Source organism: Clostridium neuense, from assembly GCF_045310695.1.
GTDB classification, from domain to species: Bacteria; Bacillota; Clostridia; order Clostridiales; family Clostridiaceae; genus Clostridium_S; species Clostridium_S neuense.
Map to the genome: position 1 here is coordinate 68,987 of NZ_JBJIAA010000009.1, position 17,307 is coordinate 86,293.

The window sequence follows — 17,307 nt, forward strand, 5'->3', positions numbered from 1 at the left end:
ACCTAAAACTAAGAGCTTTCAATCCTTAATAGGGGAATTATAAAAGTTCTTAGTTTTCTTTTAAACACTTATTCAAATCCCTAATCAAGTAATCTTTTTTCATCACTCATCAATAAATTTATAAATTTGCTTAGCATCATATCCCTTGCTTTTAATCTCCGAACATAAAAAATCCGCTCTTTCTAGCTTAATTCTTATCACATTCATAATCATATTTAAGCTCTTTATATTTTCAAGATTTAACTTTTTTAAGGCTAAAACTCTACTATATTCTTCAGCTTCAGGGGAAATAATTTCCGCTCTACCTTTTAACTGAAGCCCTTTAAGTTTATTAAAGCCTGAATATTTATTATAAACAGCAACAGAAACCTTAGGATTTCTTAATATATTGATAAACTTTCTACCTCCTTCCGTAATAATATAAATGTTACCCTCCTCATACATATATTCTATTGGGGTTCCAATTACCATATCTATGCTTCCAGTACATAAGGTACACATATTGTGCTCTTTTAAAAACCCCTCTATATCCTCTTTTAAAAGTTCTCTCGGATATTCTTCTATATCAAGCTCCATTATATCCCTAATCTTTGCTGCAATTTCTATAAATATATTTTTCAATTTTTCATTTTTGCGCTTGTTCTCCCCCATATAAAAGCTGCTCTCATATTTTAAACTATCTTTCATTCTATCCTTTATCTTTCTAGCATAGGAATGAGCATTTGAATGCTTATTTGAATTATAAATACATATTATCTTTTTTTCTTTAAGCCAGTTCATGCTATCGTTTATAAAATTTAAAGCTTTTTTGCTAGAATCACTACTACTTAAAACAAAGCAAATATAATCAAATTCCTTGTATTTATCTTGAAATAAACTTATCTTACAATATCTTGATGGTCCTGTTATAAGTGCAGCATTGTTAATTGCATCACATAACTCTTTTCTATCATCTGCGTATAAATATAAAACAGTACTAATAATCTCCATCCCCTTATTCCTTATAAATCAGTGTATGGTTTTCTCACCATCTTAATTGTTCAAAATGTTCTCCCTTATACTTAAAAGCATTAACCGGACACTTTTGTACACATCTTTGACATGCTATACATTTTTTATCAAAATGTATAGCATCATCAAACTTAATATTATTCACAGGGCATCCTTTTTCACATTTTTTACATTTTATACATATATCATAGTCCACAGTAAGGTTCTTTTTAGCGAAATTGTTTAAAATGGGCATATATAACTTATACACCAGTTTGCTTAATTCAGTAATATAAAAAGACTGTTTTTCTATATACACATCGTCCCTAAGAAAACCTTCTACTGCTGCCACTGCCTCATTTGAGACTTCGCTTACCATCTCCAGCTTTTTATCCTCTGAAGTTGCCTTAAACTTTCCTAAATAATAATTATTGGGCATAGGAATAGACCTCATGTACACTATGCTGTAACCTTTTCTTTCTAATAACCTGCTTACTTGTCTTCCACCATACCCAACTTGTGATGCTTGAGTTGACAAAAGGAGGCATCTTTTATTGTCTACAGCTGGTGCTTTTTCTGAAAGCCAATCAATAAAAAACTTTGGAAAAACCTCTATATGAATTGGAGATGCAAAAACGTAAAAATCATATTCATCTTTTATTCTTTTATCGTTCTCTATATTAAATATTTCACACTCAATATTTCTTTTTGCAAATTCATTAGAAACAAGCTTTACTACATATTCTGTATTACCTGTACCAGAAAAATATGCTATTAGTCCCTTCATAAACATCACCTCTATACATTTATACATTACAAATTATATGATAATTCATTTCACTTTAATTATCTAGAAAAAAATAAAAGGATTTTCCCTATTTGAGAAAATCCTTTTATAAAATTTCTATATTATACGTTAAATAATAAATCTGAATAAGTTGGGAATGGCCATGCTTCTTTTCCAACTATAACTTCAAGCTTGTCAGCAACTTCTCTTAAAGCAGACATTTTTTCAAAAACATCGAACTTATAAGCATAAGCTTGGTCATATGCATCAGTTTTATCAGCAGCTGCTGCATTTGAAGTTTTAAGCACTGCAATAGCTTTATTAAGCTCTGCTGTAAGTGAAGAAACTTCTGTTACAAGTTCAGTTTGAGCTGATACATCTGCACTAGGTACTGCTGCTTTTATAGTATTTATTGATGCAGCTATATCAGTTGCATATTTTATTACAGCTGGAAGTATCTTCTTTGAAGCCATGTCTAACATTGTTAAAGCTTCTATATTAATAGCCTTTGAGTATTTTTCAAGAGCTATTTCATAACGTGATTCCATCTCAGCTTTGCTTAATATATGGAATTTTTCCATAACAGCTATATTTTTTTCATTTATAAGAGCTTTAGTAGCTTCTACAGTAGTTTTTATATTTGGAAGACCTCTTTTTTCAGCTTCTTCAACCCATTCATCTGAATATCCATTTCCGTTAAATACGACATTTCTGTTTTCCTTAACAAATTCAGTAATTATCTTTGAAACTTCTGCATCAACATCTGATGCTGCTTCAAGTCTATCTGCAACTTCTGATAGAATTTCACTTACTACTGCATTTATAACAGTATTAGCACTTGATATTGGTGTTGATGATGGAGCCATTCTAAATTCGAATTTATTTCCTGTAAATGCAAATGGTGATGTTCTGTTTCTATCAGTTGCATCCTTTGTAACAACTGGTAGTGTTTTTATTCCTAAATCAAGCTTGCTTTCACCCTTTGAACTTGTTAAAGCACCCTTTTCAATTTGTTCCAATATATCTTCAAGCTGTTCTCCTACAAATATTGATATTATTGCTGGAGGAGCTTCATTAGCACCTAAACGATGGTCATTTCCTGCATTAGAAGCAGAATATCTAAGAAAATCTGCATACTTATTAACAGCTTTTATTACTGAAGTAAAGAATAATAAGAACTGTTTATTATTATGAGGAGTATCTGTTGGATCAAGTAAATTAACACCGTCATCTGTAGACATTGACCAGTTATTGTGTTTTCCTGATCCATTTATTCCTGCAAATGGTTTTTCATGAAGCAAGCAAACTAAATCATGCTTTAATGCTACTTTCTTTAAAACTTCCATAACAATTTGATTTCCATCTGCTGCTGAGTTAGAATCTGAGAATATAGTTGCTAATTCATGTTGTGCTGGTGCAACTTCGTTATGTTTTGTTTTAGCACTAATTCCAAGTTTCCATAATTCTTCATCAACATCACTCATAAATGCTGCCACTCTATCTTTTATAACACCAAAATAGTGATCATCAAGTTCTTGTCCTTTTGGAGGCATAGCACCAAATAATGTTCTTCCTGTAAATATTAAATCTTCTCTCTTCTCATAAGTCTTTTTATCAACTATAAAATACTCTTGTTCCGGTCCAACAGTTGAAATTACTCTTTTAGTAGTTGTGTTTCCAAGAGCTTTTAACACACGAACTGCTTGCTCTGATAATACCTGAGTAGAACGCAATAATGGACCTTTTTTGTCCAATATCTCTCCTGTATATGAACAAAATACAGTTGGTATGCATAATGTATTATTCTTTAAAAAAGCTGGTGAAGTAGCATCCCATATAGTATATCCTCTTGCTGAACAAGTAGCTCTTAAACCACCTGAAGGAAATGATGATGCATCTGGTTCTCCTTTTATTAATTCTTTTCCTGAAAGCTTAAGAATTGTTTTTCCTTCAGAAGGAATTGATATAAAAGAATCATGTTTTTCAGCAGTTATATCTGTTAATGGTTGAAACCAGTGAGTGTAATGTGTAGCTCCCTTTTCAACAGCCCAATCCTTCATAGCATTTGCAACTTCATCTGCTACAGAAGTATCTAATGGAAGTCCTTTTTCTATAGTATTCTTTAATGCCTTAAAAGCAGGTTTTGTAAGGCGTTCCTTCATCACTGATTCACCAAATACATTTGAACCAAATACCTTGTCTAAATTTTTCATTGTTTATCCCCTTCCAAAATAATTATTTCAATTAAAAGCTTGAACAAAGCTTAATTTTTAATATTATAATTTCATATCGCTGATACTACTATAATAATATAATTATCAAAAATTTGCAACATAAAATATTTATTTTTTAATTTACACGGGTAAAAATTCAAAATTTTATTTTAATTGCCGCATTTTTTTCAAATCAATAATCTATAACAAAACAAATTTCCTTTAATAATTCGCAAAAAAATTTTCAACTTGTATCTGTTTATACTTATAGTTGTATCACATAAATGCCACATTGGCAAACATTTTGTATTTTTATGCTTTAATTGTTCGTATCATATAGATGAACAAGCTGGAAGTTTTAAATTACTATACCAAATTTATCCTAGGAAACAAGATTTTACTTAGAGTACAGTGAAGGATGATTTTTCTCCGCTATTGCTTTGAAAAATCTAAAACTTAATGCTCGCGCATAGCTTAAAGTATAATATTCAGCGCAGCTGATACTAAAATTGTGAATTTAAATCTTTCATGTTGTTTATCTATATTTATAAGCTAATTTCAAATATGCTTGAATCCTATACAGCTTCACCTATTACTTTTTTAAGTGCAATTTCACATTCATCCAGCTCATGCATATTTTTAAATTTGTTAGTAAAAATTATATTCTCAGTAGATTCATATACAGACTTTATAAATTTAAAATAATTACAATTGTCTATTTTCCTACCCTTACCAAACATAGAAGAGACCATATATTCTGCTCCAGCTTTAATTGCTCCAATAGAATTTACTATTCCCATTCCATATTCATCCTTTGCAGATATTTCTATAGGCATATCTACAGCTTCTTTAATGGTTTTTATTTGATGAAGTATTCTTTTAGGATATAAAATCCCCACTCCATCACAGTATCTTATTCTCCTAGCACCTTCATAGAGAACAATCTTTGAAAGTTCTATAATAAAATTTATATCAGCTCTTGAAGCATCTTCTATTCCAACAGTAACTTCGCATTCTGACTCTTCTATACAACAATTTATACACCTTTTAATATTTTCCTTTATCCTATTTTTATCATCTTCATTTTTATATAGTGGGACTGATATATGGATTACATCTGTGCCTATGTCAATAGATCTTCTTACATTTTCTATGTCTAATCTACTGTATACTGATATTTTGCTTTTTAAATCTAAGTTTGTAATTTGTATTATCTCTTTTCTGAGATCTTTGTCATTCAAATTAAATTTAATTTCTAGTTGCGAAACTCCCATACCACTAATAAACTTTACAGCTTCAATTCTTTTATATGAATCTAAATTCATAAATTCTTCGTTGCTATAATTCAAAGTTGTATCAATTATATTAACTTTCATAACAATCCCACCCTTATTTTTATTAGAACACAAATTATAGTGAATCCAATGCGAAACTTAACCTATTCATGTTCCAGAATACCAATCTTCACAGTTGAACTAGTTTCACTATGCTAAAAAATTCTATAGATAAACATATTTAAATTGCTTCCATTATGTAGAATATATCATAATAATTTTAATAATTCAATGTTATTTTTGATGATTGTTTAAAAAAAGTGCACTAAATTTAACTTTTTATCAATTCAGTGCACTTTTTAATAATATTATTTTATTTTGCATTTAATATGTTCTATGAAGAGAAACCTCTCCAGAAATAAGTCTATCTTTTTTGCCATCTTCATATTGAACAATGAGACATCCATCTGGGGCAATTTCTAAAACCTTTGCTATAACTACTTGTTTTTTTCGTTCCACTTCTATTGTTTTACCTAACAAAATAGATTTCTGTCTGCAGTATTCTATAGCACTCTTAGCATTTTCGCAGTTCTTAAATTCATTGTATAACATTTCAAACTTCTCAAAGAAACTGCATAATAACAGCTTTCTAGATATATGCTCATTTTTTTCAATTCTAATAGATGAGGCTTTGCTTAAGACTTCTTTAGGAAAGTCCAAACTTTCTTGATTAACATTAACACCTATACCAACTACCACATAATTTATTTTATCTATCTCACCACTGGCCTCGGTTAATATTCCGCATACTTTTCTCCAATTTATTATTATATCATTAGGCCATTTTATTCCCACATTTATATTTAATTCCTCAATTGCTTTTCCAATAGCCGCTGCAGCAATTTGCGTGATTTGATATACACAAGCAGAATTAGTATTCGGTCTCAATATAATGGACATAATTATTGATTTATACTTAGCTGCCACCCATTCCCTTCTAAATCTTCCTCTTCCAGCTGTTTGTTCCTCTGCAATAACAACCGTACCTTCTTTAGCACCCTCTTCAGCCAATTTCTTAGCTGAATCATTAGTGCATTTAATTGAATCAAAATGTATTATGTTTCTTCCAATATACTTTGTGTTAAGAATATCTTTAATTTCTGTATATGTAAGTAAATCAGGACATGATTTTAGTCTATACCCTTTTTTTGAAATAGCTTCAATTTTATATCCTTCTTCTTTTAGCTTATTTATGTATTTCCATACAGCCGCCCTTGTTATACCAAGTTTTTCACTTATACTCTGTCCAGATATAAAATTATTATCACTGCATTTTAGTATATCTATTATTTCTTCCTTCAAGTTTATAATACCTCCCTATTGTTGCTTCTTTATTTCTAAAGATAATTTTTTACACCATGCTAACCTTTAAGAAAAATCTATTGTTTAATACTTTAATGCTACAAAATTATTTATAAATGCACTTTATATGGAAAATGCATTTATAAATATTATACAACAAAAGTGGTTGTTATACTTACAATAAGCATATTAATCAAATTAATTTATTTACTTAATTTTTTATATTCTTTTTCTGTAATTTCATCCGCCCACTCATTAGCTTTCTTAGCAGAAGAAAAACAAAATAATGTTCCGAATAACAAAATTATTATAAAAAATATTGTAGTCCCCAGTAAAAATGTAGTTTTCATAAAAATGCCTCCATTCATTTAGTAATTTTTACAGTTCCAATATTTAAGCTGCATTTCGGCTTTTCTCTTTTTTATTTCTATCACTTTATTAACTTTTGTTATATACTCATCATCATCTGACACTCTAATCAAACTTTTCAAATAGTAAAAAGATACCCACCTAGGTACCTTTTTATTTAATACAAAATAAATAAGATTTTTTGCCTGCTTAAAATTTTTAAGATGAGTATGTTTATCCGAAAACCTATACTTACTATTATGAACTATAAAATTATCGCCAACTCTGTATATTTTATACTGATTTCTTTGATATACCTGCATACCCAAATAAAATCAACTTCCTCTCCACTTATAGAGAATTATATATATTAAATATATTCAGATATACCTTATGAGTTGCACTTACAGTAATATTTTTACATAATTTATTTATTTTGTAAATAGCTTTATAAATAAAATGCCTGTACTCAAAATATTTTAAGTACGGGCATTCTTAGTACAATAACCTTAAATTACTTCATGCAATCAGGCTTCGGAATAACAGCCAACTTAGGTTCTTTCAAATAATCCTGAACAATTCTTAAAGCTTCTCCAAATCTTTGAAAGTGAACTACTTCTCTTTCTCGAAGAAACTTAAGTGGTTCTAATACCTCTGGATCGTCAGTAAGATTAATTAGGTATTCATAGGTTGATCTTGCTTTTTGTTCTGCTGCCAAATCTTCGTAAAGATCTGTTATTGGGTCGCCTTTTGATTGAATATATGCAGCTGTAAACGGATTTCCTGCTGCACTTACTGGATATATACCAGAATCATGATCTGCATAATAAGCATCCAATCCACTCTTTTTGAGTTCTTCTACACTAACATTTCTTGAAAGCTGACGAACTATAGAACCTACAATTTCAAGATGTGCTAATTCCTCTGTACCAATATCATTTAATGTTGCTATGGCTTGAGGTGTAATCATGGAAAATCTTTGACTTAAGTATCTCAAAGATGCAGCCAACTCTCCATCAGGGCCTCCGTATTGGGTTATGATTACTTTTGCCAGCTGAGCGTTAGGATTTTTGATTTTTACTGGATGTTCTAGTTTTTTTTCATAAAGCCACATTTTATATATCTCTCCTCTTTATAATTCTAAAGGCTAAAATTTGCATCATACTCCCAAGGCCATGGTCCATTTATCCACTGCCAAGGATAAGGGCTGCAGCTATTAGTAGCAGTTAGCATCCCAAAATACTTTTCATATTGACCTTTCAACATATGTGATTTTGCCACAAAAGAATTGTGTCTAGCAATAGCATCTTTATCCGTTGGATGCGTATTAAGATATAAACTCAAGTCTATTACAGTAAAGTCTACAGCCATAATTTCTTTTAAAAGTTCCATTTTATCCATTTTCATGTGAGTATCTCCTTTATTAACCTAAATAATTTTCAGATCTTTTTTTGCTACTATATGGACTATAAAGCTCAGGAAAAATAGTTCCTTTTTTAAGAGCTTCTACGGGTGGAAGTGTACTGCACATTTTTTGAAAAGGAACATAGGCTGATGCTAACCTTACATTTGCTATTACGGTTTCTTGTGGAATACAAGTCTTTCTTCTTGAATAGTCAGTATCTGGAATGCTTTCGTACATATCATCTTGAAACATTTGTTAGTTTCCTCCTGAATTTTAACTTACAATTATATGGTATTCATATTTTAGAATTTTGTTACTTTATAAAGATAAACCATCTTAAAACTTTAAATTTATTTGTACCCAAACACCATCCTCTGGGCATTATGGTTCACATGAATTTCAATAGTTAAGGCCATTTATCTATATATATATGTGCAATTAAAAATCTTATCTTTGCTATGCAATTTATTTCGTATTTTACCATAAATCTTTATTATTAAACTGTATAAAAATTATATTTTAGAGGAAAGTTATTTATTGAATATTGATGCTTAAAAAAATATTCGCGAAAATTTTAGGGAGGAATTTAATATGAAATTAGCTTCACACGAATTACATGATTTACACGAACTCATCGTCAGTTGTGTAAATTCAATAACTAATATGGCTATGTTTAAAAACATGGTTCAGGATCAAGAATTGAAAACTATGCTAGAAACACACTTTCCAGCTCACATTCAAGACTACAACATGAAGGTAGAATTCGTAAAAAGAGCTAGTGGATCACAGCAAAAATTAAACGTACCTAATTTAAATGTAACACTTAAAGACTTTACTTTATCACCTGTTAGCAATTTTTCACCAATAACACCTAGCACAAATGTACAAAAAATGAATGATAGAGAAATAGCTACAGCATACCTTTTAACTTTAAAAAGAGCCGGTAAAGAATATGCTTGGAGCGCTATGGAAATGAGCAACCCAGAAATAAGAGAATTTTTAAAGGATGCATTTACAATGAGCTGCAACCATGCTTATGATGTATGGCAATGGATGGTTAAAAAAGGTTATTATCCTTTAACTCCTGCAAATCAAAATGAAATTGATACTATATCATCTATGTATAACGAAATTAATGAACCAGTTAATACATACGTATAAAGTATATGTAAATTGCTGCACAACGGACTTTAAAAAACCATTTGTGCAGCAATTATATATATCTATAAAAACAATTTAATTAGTATTTACCTACCAAATGCCTTGCTGAATAATAAATACTTAATACTATACATACTACGCTTCCCCAAGAAAAAAATAAACTTTTTAATCCTCCAATGCCTATTAAATGCACCCAAAAAGTAGGGCTAATAGCAAGTTTAATGATGGCAATAGCCAAAGTTGCAACACTTGTTCCTCCTATTCTTTCATGCAAAGAAATAGTGCAAATTAGTAGTGCTATTGGTACTATATATGCTGCTCCAAGTATTGGAATTATAAATCCAATTATAACTAATACTAATGATATAAGTCCAAGTGTACCTGCGTTATTCTTTTGAATCTCATTCATCCTATAAAACCTCCTCATATCGTTAATCTTTAAAATTTTCTTCCCAGTTTTATTTGTGAGGGACATTTGTTCCCATCTACAAACCATTTGCACTCTTTACATTTAAAGCAGGCCTCATAGTTTCTGTTTTCTAATGATTTTTTAACAAAGTTTAAATCCGCTAAAAATGGTTTACCATAAGCTGCAAAATCGCATAAATTATTTTCAACCAAATAATTCCCTCTGCATATAGTTCTTATATCATTTACTACAATAACAGGTATATTTAATTTTTTCTTGATTTGAGTACCAATATAAACCACATCATTATACTGAAAATCTTCTGGAATTTTTATTTCGTTTTCATCCTTTATTCCACTAGAACTGTGAAGTATATCTACTCCTACACTCTGCAAAGCTTTCGCAGTGCTTATATCTGTATCCAAATCTTTATTCCAACCCATTCTATAACACACTATAAAATTATCCTTTACACAGCTTTTTATCCCTTCAACAATTTCTTTTACTAAAGTTATTCTTCCGTTTAAGTCGCAGCCATATTTATCATCACGGCTATTGGATATAGGAGAAGTAATCATATTAAGAAAAAACCTATGTGCTCCATGAAGTTCTATCCCATTAAGACCAGCCTTTTCACATATTTTAGCAGACTTTATAAATAAGTCCCTTATATAAGTTAACTTCTCTTTTGATAATCTATTAACATCTATGCAATCATCTGTTCCATAACCAGTAGTAGGATAGGCCAACTGCGCAAATAATCTAGTCTCATTTTTTCTATATTCTCCAGCTATTTTCCCTAAATAATCTGCGTGGGAATTAAGAAAAACTCCAGCCCTTCCCTTTCCGGTTCTTTCTTCTGATACAGAAAGCGCCTGCATTATAACAAAACCTACTTCTTTATCAGCTGCTTCCTTGTAGTGATTTATAAGTTTTTCTCCCATAAATCCATTTGAAGACGGCCATCCAAAACGCACCATTGGAGCCATTACAATTCTATTTTTAAATTCCACATTTCTGATTCTTATAGATTCCATAATATTAGCCATTTGTTATCACCACCTTTAATTTCACCAAATTATATGCTGCTCTAAATATTTTAAGAGCCTTATGTTTCAATTCTTTTATTACATTCCAAAATGTTTAAAACTGCAGCAATTACTACTTATACAAGTGCAGACAAATAATATCAGCTTAAGGTGGTTAAAAAACTCAATGTAGCATAAACTGCAGTTCCTAAAAAACAAACACTACATATTGGCCATATCTCTGGTAACAACTTTTTTTCCACTACCAAAAAAATGCCTACAAATAAAAATATTAAGCTAGCTAAGGCAAATATAGCGACTAAAAATTCTTCTCTTGAAAAACAAAACAAAGCCAGTAATACATAATTAAAAAATCCAAGTAAGCAAAAAATACTAACCTCTAATCTATTCATATTCTCTGGTCTTTTGATGAAAAAGTACATCATAGCAAGTATAAAAAACGCAGATAAAATTATGAATATATAAGTAACGTCCACTTCTATCACTCCTAAAACATACTATAAAGAACATTATAGCATACTATGGAAAATTGTTCATCTTCCTAATAAAGTAAGTGTAAACTCTGATATGCCAAACCTTTTCTGATTATTCTTCAAAAAAAAGCCTAGCCTTTAAGCTAAGCTTTAATCTTTTCTCTTCAATGGACAATCTTTGAGACATCCTTCTTCTGGGCAATGAGGTCTACTGCCTAATCCATGACACACCATGACAGTATTACCATACAAATCCTGTCCCATTGCTCCATTTAACACACATCTGCTGCATTCTGGTTTACCCTTAAACTCTAATTTTAATATATATTTCATAACACCCTCCTTTGCAATTCTTATATTTATATATGTTTTCTACAATTTACTTATGATCTCTTATTGGTGACAAAATATGCTTATTTTATGCTTTATACAAAAAACAAAAACACCAGGCATAAAACCTAGTGTTATCAATGGGCGAGTAAACCTATAAGCCGAGAACTATGCTTATTTTTCACTCCAGCACCTAAATCCACATTTTTGGAGGAGGTGTAGGCCTTGTTAAATCTTGGGTTTGCTAAAAATAGTACAATAATTAGTTATTGTATTTTTATAGGCACAGAATTATTGTAACTAAACTACATAAGTCTATAACTATTAGAAATACTAATTATTTATTTCAATGCAAGGAGTGAAAATATACCAATGAAAGAACTTTTTTTAGATGAATTATTTGATGATTTTATTAATAATCAAATTGTAGAAAAGGACATATCTAAACATACAAAAGCAAATTACAGCTCGGACTTTAAAATATTTTTAAATTTTCTTATGGAACAAGGAATAAAAGCAACAGTTAATGAAATGAACAAAAACTTATTAAAAAAATTTTTTCAATATTTAAAATTTGAAAAAAACTATGCAACAGCTACAATGCGAAGAAAAATACACTGTCTTAGTAGTTTTTTTAAATATCTATATCAGGAAGAATTTATTTCTCGAAACTATATGGCAAGTATAAAGGCGCCAAAGCTTCCAAGGGAATTACCTATATACGTTACAAGGGAAGATACTGAAAAAATTTTAAACTCTATAGATAAATTTGGTGGTAATTTTATCTTAAGAGATAAATGCATGTTTTTATTGCTATTTTTAACAGGTATGCGGAGACAAGAACTAATTAATTTACGATGGAAAGATATTAACTTCAAAGATTTAACTATAAACATTATAAAATCTAAAGGTAAAAAAAGTAGACAAATACCACTTCTTCCCCCTCTGCCAACATACCTACAAGCTCTATTAGCAGAGCGAAAATGTGATACACATGATTATGTTATGTTTTCAAATGCATATAATCATATGAGTGAAACCACAGCAGAAACTATTTTTAGAAAATATATAAAAAAGAACAATCTTGATGGCAAAGGCTATACATTACATAAATGCCGTCACGCATTTGCCACAAACTTAGCAATGGAAAATATAGATAGTTTGACCATTGCACAAATCTTAGGTCATGAAGACTTAAATACTACAAAAGTTTATGTTCATATGGTCTCAAGTGATCTTAACAATAAAATTAAAGACATTGGTTTAGTAAAAGATATAAACAAAATATTATAAACAAAGGGTTTAAAAAACCCTTTGTTTATAATTAATAATATTTCCAACTACCTTATTTCATATTCACAATAGCCATATTCGCTATCTTTTAGTTTCTTACCACAACTATTACATAAGTACATATAATCTTCAGTATCCGTATATGACTGTGCAAATGTATAGTTATACTCACAATTTGGGACTTCATCTCCACAATCATCACATGTAATAGATGAGATATGATTTCCGCAAGATAGACATATCCACTCACCCAAAACTTCACTATAAATAAGCGTATCATTATTACAATTTTCACATTCATAAATATTTCTTAAAACATCTTTTCTTCTCCCTATTTCCCTACACATATGTGTTGATATAACACAATTAAAGTCTTCATTATACATGTCCTCAATTGAATTAAATTTTCTTCCACAAAACTTACATTCAATAATATCACCCTCATTTACCAAAGTCTCTTCCGAACAATGCGGACATGGTATATAAATAAATTTATTTTTTATATACTCTACACCAATCTTTACCATATTATGGTCTAATATATCTTGCGCTATATCTTTTTTCTTTTTGTTATACATCTTTTTATCATCATGCAAAAATTCAATCTGTTCCTCAGTAATTATATCCTCAAAATCATTAAATGTTCTATGTAATATATTATATATTATATATTCGATAGCTGAGAAAGATGATGTAATAATATTAGTACACATTTCTGACGATATAGAAAACTTATAATGTTGAATATTATTTCTTACATCAAATAATTCAAGAAGATAGTTATTGTATCTACCTAAATCAACTTTGCATATATTTTTAATTCTATGTAAAGCCAATTTAAATCCTACCGTTTTATCATTTTCATTTTTAACCCTATCAATATCTTCATATATCAAAATTCCATGTTGAGTATACAATATTTCCTTCAAAATTAATTCTGCACTATGACTTAATAATAATATGCAAAACTTAAAACATCTTTCATCATTGTTATCTATGCCATTTTTATAATAGTCAATGGCTTCATTTAAAGAGTCCATTGCATTTTCAAGCATATTAAACTTCACACTTCTTCACCTTCAGACACCTTTTTATCACTCTAACTTCTTTTAAATCTACTATAAATCAATAATTGTACTAATCATAAATATATTATTCTATATTTCTTTTTCAATAATATAATAACACCCTAATTATATACTTAAAATTATTTATTCTATATTTGTTTAAAAATTCCTCTATATAGATCTATTTTTTTCTAAAATTAAACGTTTTACTTTTTTAATTACTTATCCAAAAAATAATTTAAAGTTTTTGACTTCATATTATAATCCTTCATCCATGTTTTATATGCTTGCTTATCCAAAAATTCAACCATTTTCTCAATGTTATGTAATGATAAATCATGCTCTTCTTTATCATTATAAAAAAATATAATTGGTGGAAGATTATTAGCTATAAGAGCATGATTAACTAACATCCTTGATATTCTCCCACCTAAAAAATAATACGATGAACAATAAAAACGACTAACCGACTGCAAAGCATCATTAGCATTAACTTCTATATTAGAATCTAATTTTAAAACACTACTGCAAAAATCCATGTAACTTTTAACAGCTTTATCCACCTTATTAATCTTAATATTTTCAAATGTTGTATTAATATTATCCAATCTTAAAGAACAGTACACAAATTTAGGCAAAAATTTATTCAGCAAATCTTCTACATTATCACTTTCAATCCATTTTCTTAAAATTTTATCATAAAACAAATTATATCACCTCTAATAACCTATAACGTGCTAATTATATCAAAAATACAGCCTAAATTATCTCTCAGATAAAAATATACTTATTACTCAGCAACTATATAATTCATTTTTTACTTATCATGTAAAACATTCCAATTAACTCGTATTTATGTTATTACATCAATATGTTAGAATTAAATAGTACAATTATCTACAGAAGCAGTTATGAAAACTATAAATTTTTATTTTATTTTTGAGAACACACATACTTTATCCATTTAATGTATGTTGCTCCTCTAAAGCAGAATTAAAATATAAAGATTATGCTTTAATAAGGAGGAGTAATTTTGACTAAAAATTTTAACATTACGATAAAACACAGTATAGATATTTTTATAAAAAGCTTACAAGTAGAGGGTAAAGCTAAACAAACAATAGTAAGCTATACAACTGATATTAAAATATTTTATAAATTTATACAACAAGAACTAAGTAATAAAATAAGATATGTCAGCGATATAGGATACTTTCATTTAGAACTATTTAAAGAATATCTTAATAAAAACTATTGTTTCAGCTCTACATGTAGAAAATATAATTGCCTAAGAACTTATCTTAGGATAATGCACCGATTTGATTATATAAATGAGGATATAATCAAAAAACTTAATACCGATAAATTCGGAAATCAACGAAGAGAAAAAAAATTAAAAGTATCTGAAATTAGAAATGGTGTTATATCACAGGAAGTAAGAAACTTGATCTTACAAAGAGTTGAAAACGATAAGAGTAAAAATAAATATAGAGATATAGCTTTAATTCATATACTAAATCACGGTCTCCGCAGAAGTGAAGTTTTATATTTAAAATGGAGCGACTTTAATTTTTCTAACAAAACTATGAATATTTGGAGACCTAAAAACTGTAACTTTGACACAGTTAGAATAAGCGATAATGCTGTAAAAGCGTTAGAACAACACTTTAGAATTTCCTCATTTTCTAACAGCTTAAATGACAAAGTATTTAGTATATCAACAACTCCATATAACAAAATAATAAATAAATACACTTATGGTCTTCTCTCCGAAACTGGGAAACGAATAACAGGTCATAGTTTTAGACATACTTTCATAACCACTATGATTAGAAAAAATGTATCACTAAGTAAAATTCAAAGATATGTTGGAATAAGCTTGGAGGTTTTAGAACAATATACCCATTTAAATTTTAATGATACTGATGAAATTGCTAATCTTATATAAAACTGCTCTGTATTCATTGTACATTTTATTCATTTGGAACTATTGTATTAAATATTACATATATTATTTAATACAATAGTTTCCTTTAATTCAAAATAATATCCAGTTTATTTTATATATCTATTTTTTAATTGATATATATCAACACCCAATTTTGCCAGATTTATATACAACTTTAACATCACAAAACTTTAAGCATTTACACCATAAATTTTCAATTTCTTAGAAATTATATTTTCTAAAACTTCTGGTCTAAAATTAGTTAAAGGCACACTTTCTTTATCACGTACATAAGGAATCTCCAAGAAAGTAACTTTTAAATTATTAAAAAACTTTCTTTTTCTTTTGTAATTGTCGTATAAATTATCCTGATTGACAAAATAACTGGTATGGTTATTCTCATTAGTCTCAATTGCAATTATAGGTATAAAATTTCTTTGTACTTTTATATACACTTCCATATCAATAATAAGTTTTTTAGATTTTTTTCCAGGTCCTACTTGCTGACTTCTTAGTTCTGGATGTGTAGACTGTACTACAAAATATACGTTAGAAAATTTAGTTGTTAATCCTTTTATACTGTTAAGAAAATCAACTTCACAGCTTTTATTCGATGATATTACGTTACATGCCTTGCAAAAATTTCCACTATTGTTTAATCTAAAATATTTTGCCTTTCTAATAAAACAAAAGCCACATTTATTGTCCCTCCATAACTGTTCTCCTTCACCAAATTCACCTATGTATTCAAATTGACCATATGAACCGAAAATAACTCTACATGTATGTTTCATTTTATGGTAATAATCTGAATTGCTTAGTAAAAGTTCAACATTAATATTTAAATTATGTGATATCTTTTTTATAATTTGTGGATAAGCATCCTTCAACTTGCCAGTTCTTAATTTATATATATAATTACAATCCATTTTAGTAATTAGTGCTAATTGATTATCAGAAAATTTATAATCTCTATTTAATATCGTTAACAGATTACGCAATCCCCCTTCCTTATCCAAATAATCACATTCCATAGTATTCTTTAATTCTTTTGCAAGTTTCATTTAAAACTCTTCCTTTCTTATTTATGTTTAATGATATTTTTCCAATATATTTTTTTAATAAACTATGGAATAATTGGATATTATGTCATTTTTATTCCTATATTATCATTAAATTACTTATGCTGTAAATTATA

At 28.8% G+C, this 17,307-nt stretch carries 20 protein-coding genes; 3 read left to right on the forward strand and 17 right to left on the reverse strand.

The window, feature by feature from the left end:
- Positions 1 to 102: 102 nt before the first annotated feature.
- The 10 genes from ACJDT4_RS11835 to ACJDT4_RS11880 form a co-directional block, all read right to left on the reverse strand.
- The gene (locus ACJDT4_RS11835; RefSeq protein ID WP_406787780.1) at positions 103 to 990 is read right to left on the reverse strand and encodes a pyridoxamine 5'-phosphate oxidase family protein; all 888 of its coding nucleotides are present in this window, start codon (positions 988 to 990) and stop codon (positions 103 to 105) included.
- A gap of 34 nt (positions 991 to 1,024) precedes the next feature.
- The gene (locus ACJDT4_RS11840) at positions 1,025 to 1,777 is read right to left on the reverse strand and encodes an EFR1 family ferrodoxin (protein ID WP_406787781.1); all 753 of its coding nucleotides are present in this window, start codon (positions 1,775 to 1,777) and stop codon (positions 1,025 to 1,027) included.
- Between the two features lie 122 nt (positions 1,778 to 1,899).
- A complete protein-coding gene (locus ACJDT4_RS11845; protein WP_406787782.1) occupies positions 1,900 to 3,990 on the reverse strand; it encodes a glutamine synthetase III family protein in 2,091 nt (696 codons plus the stop codon).
- A gap of 575 nt (positions 3,991 to 4,565) precedes the next feature.
- Positions 4,566 to 5,366 carry a beta/alpha barrel domain-containing protein gene (locus ACJDT4_RS11850; protein WP_406787783.1) on the reverse strand — a complete coding sequence of 267 codons (801 nt, stop codon included), beginning with the start codon at positions 5,364 to 5,366 and terminating at the stop codon, positions 4,566 to 4,568.
- A 282-nt stretch (positions 5,367 to 5,648) separates the two neighbouring features.
- The gene (locus tag ACJDT4_RS11855) at positions 5,649 to 6,626 is read right to left on the reverse strand and encodes a biotin--[acetyl-CoA-carboxylase] ligase (RefSeq protein WP_406787784.1); all 978 of its coding nucleotides are present in this window, start codon (positions 6,624 to 6,626) and stop codon (positions 5,649 to 5,651) included.
- Between the two features lie 203 nt (positions 6,627 to 6,829).
- The gene (locus ACJDT4_RS11860; RefSeq protein ID WP_406787785.1) at positions 6,830 to 6,976 is read right to left on the reverse strand and encodes a hypothetical protein; all 147 of its coding nucleotides are present in this window, start codon (positions 6,974 to 6,976) and stop codon (positions 6,830 to 6,832) included.
- Positions 6,977 to 6,994: 18 nt separating this feature from the next.
- Positions 6,995 to 7,303, reverse strand: a complete 309-nt coding sequence (locus ACJDT4_RS11865) for a hypothetical protein (RefSeq protein WP_406787786.1) — start codon at positions 7,301 to 7,303, stop codon at positions 6,995 to 6,997.
- A gap of 185 nt (positions 7,304 to 7,488) precedes the next feature.
- Positions 7,489 to 8,088: a manganese catalase family protein gene (locus ACJDT4_RS11870; RefSeq protein WP_406787787.1), complete on the reverse strand. Its 600-nt coding sequence runs from the start codon at positions 8,086 to 8,088 to the stop codon at positions 7,489 to 7,491.
- 26 nt (positions 8,089 to 8,114) lie between these two features.
- Positions 8,115 to 8,381 (reverse strand): spore coat protein CotJB, encoded by a 267-nt coding sequence (locus ACJDT4_RS11875; RefSeq protein ID WP_406787788.1) that lies wholly within the window; start codon positions 8,379 to 8,381, stop codon positions 8,115 to 8,117.
- A gap of 16 nt (positions 8,382 to 8,397) precedes the next feature.
- Complete coding sequence (locus ACJDT4_RS11880; protein ID WP_406787789.1) at positions 8,398 to 8,631, reverse strand: spore coat associated protein CotJA; 234 nt, start codon at positions 8,629 to 8,631, stop codon at positions 8,398 to 8,400.
- Between the two features lie 339 nt (positions 8,632 to 8,970).
- On the opposite strand from ACJDT4_RS11880, the gene ACJDT4_RS11885 reads away from it, so the two are divergent.
- Positions 8,971 to 9,540, forward strand: a complete 570-nt coding sequence (locus ACJDT4_RS11885; protein WP_406787790.1) for a spore coat protein — start codon at positions 8,971 to 8,973, stop codon at positions 9,538 to 9,540.
- Positions 9,541 to 9,619: 79 nt separating this feature from the next.
- Here ACJDT4_RS11885 and ACJDT4_RS11890 read toward each other — a convergent pair whose 3' ends face one another.
- The 4 genes from ACJDT4_RS11890 to ACJDT4_RS11905 all read right to left on the reverse strand — a co-directional run bounded on the left by ACJDT4_RS11890 (position 9,620) and on the right by ACJDT4_RS11905 (position 11,804).
- A complete protein-coding gene (locus ACJDT4_RS11890; protein ID WP_406787791.1) occupies positions 9,620 to 9,949 on the reverse strand; it encodes a hypothetical protein in 330 nt (109 codons plus the stop codon).
- Between the two features lie 29 nt (positions 9,950 to 9,978).
- Entirely contained in the window at positions 9,979 to 10,998 is a 1,020-nt protein-coding gene (locus tag ACJDT4_RS11895) for an oxidoreductase (protein ID WP_406787792.1), read from the reverse strand.
- 140 nt (positions 10,999 to 11,138) lie between these two features.
- Positions 11,139 to 11,474 (reverse strand): hypothetical protein, encoded by a 336-nt coding sequence (locus ACJDT4_RS11900; protein WP_406787793.1) that lies wholly within the window; start codon positions 11,472 to 11,474, stop codon positions 11,139 to 11,141.
- A gap of 147 nt (positions 11,475 to 11,621) precedes the next feature.
- Complete coding sequence (locus tag ACJDT4_RS11905) at positions 11,622 to 11,804, reverse strand: hypothetical protein (RefSeq protein ID WP_406787794.1); 183 nt, start codon at positions 11,802 to 11,804, stop codon at positions 11,622 to 11,624.
- Positions 11,805 to 12,173: 369 nt separating this feature from the next.
- Between ACJDT4_RS11905 and ACJDT4_RS11910 the strand changes: the two genes are divergently transcribed.
- A complete protein-coding gene (locus ACJDT4_RS11910) occupies positions 12,174 to 13,094 on the forward strand; it encodes a tyrosine-type recombinase/integrase (RefSeq protein WP_406787795.1) in 921 nt (306 codons plus the stop codon).
- A gap of 47 nt (positions 13,095 to 13,141) precedes the next feature.
- Here ACJDT4_RS11910 and ACJDT4_RS11915 read toward each other — a convergent pair whose 3' ends face one another.
- Both ACJDT4_RS11915 and ACJDT4_RS11920 read right to left on the reverse strand, forming a co-directional pair.
- Positions 13,142 to 14,161, reverse strand: a complete 1,020-nt coding sequence (locus ACJDT4_RS11915) for a hypothetical protein (protein WP_406787796.1) — start codon at positions 14,159 to 14,161, stop codon at positions 13,142 to 13,144.
- A 218-nt stretch (positions 14,162 to 14,379) separates the two neighbouring features.
- Entirely contained in the window at positions 14,380 to 14,868 is a 489-nt protein-coding gene (locus ACJDT4_RS11920; RefSeq protein WP_406787797.1) for a hypothetical protein, read from the reverse strand.
- Positions 14,869 to 15,194: 326 nt separating this feature from the next.
- On the opposite strand from ACJDT4_RS11920, the gene ACJDT4_RS11925 reads away from it, so the two are divergent.
- Positions 15,195 to 16,109, forward strand: coding sequence for a tyrosine-type recombinase/integrase (locus ACJDT4_RS11925; RefSeq protein ID WP_406787798.1), 915 nt, complete (start codon positions 15,195 to 15,197; stop codon positions 16,107 to 16,109).
- A gap of 191 nt (positions 16,110 to 16,300) precedes the next feature.
- Here the strand turns inward: ACJDT4_RS11925 and ACJDT4_RS11930 are convergent, their stop codons facing one another.
- The gene (locus tag ACJDT4_RS11930; RefSeq protein WP_406787799.1) at positions 16,301 to 17,173 is read right to left on the reverse strand and encodes a hypothetical protein; all 873 of its coding nucleotides are present in this window, start codon (positions 17,171 to 17,173) and stop codon (positions 16,301 to 16,303) included.
- Between the last annotated feature and the right edge of the window lie 134 nt (positions 17,174 to 17,307).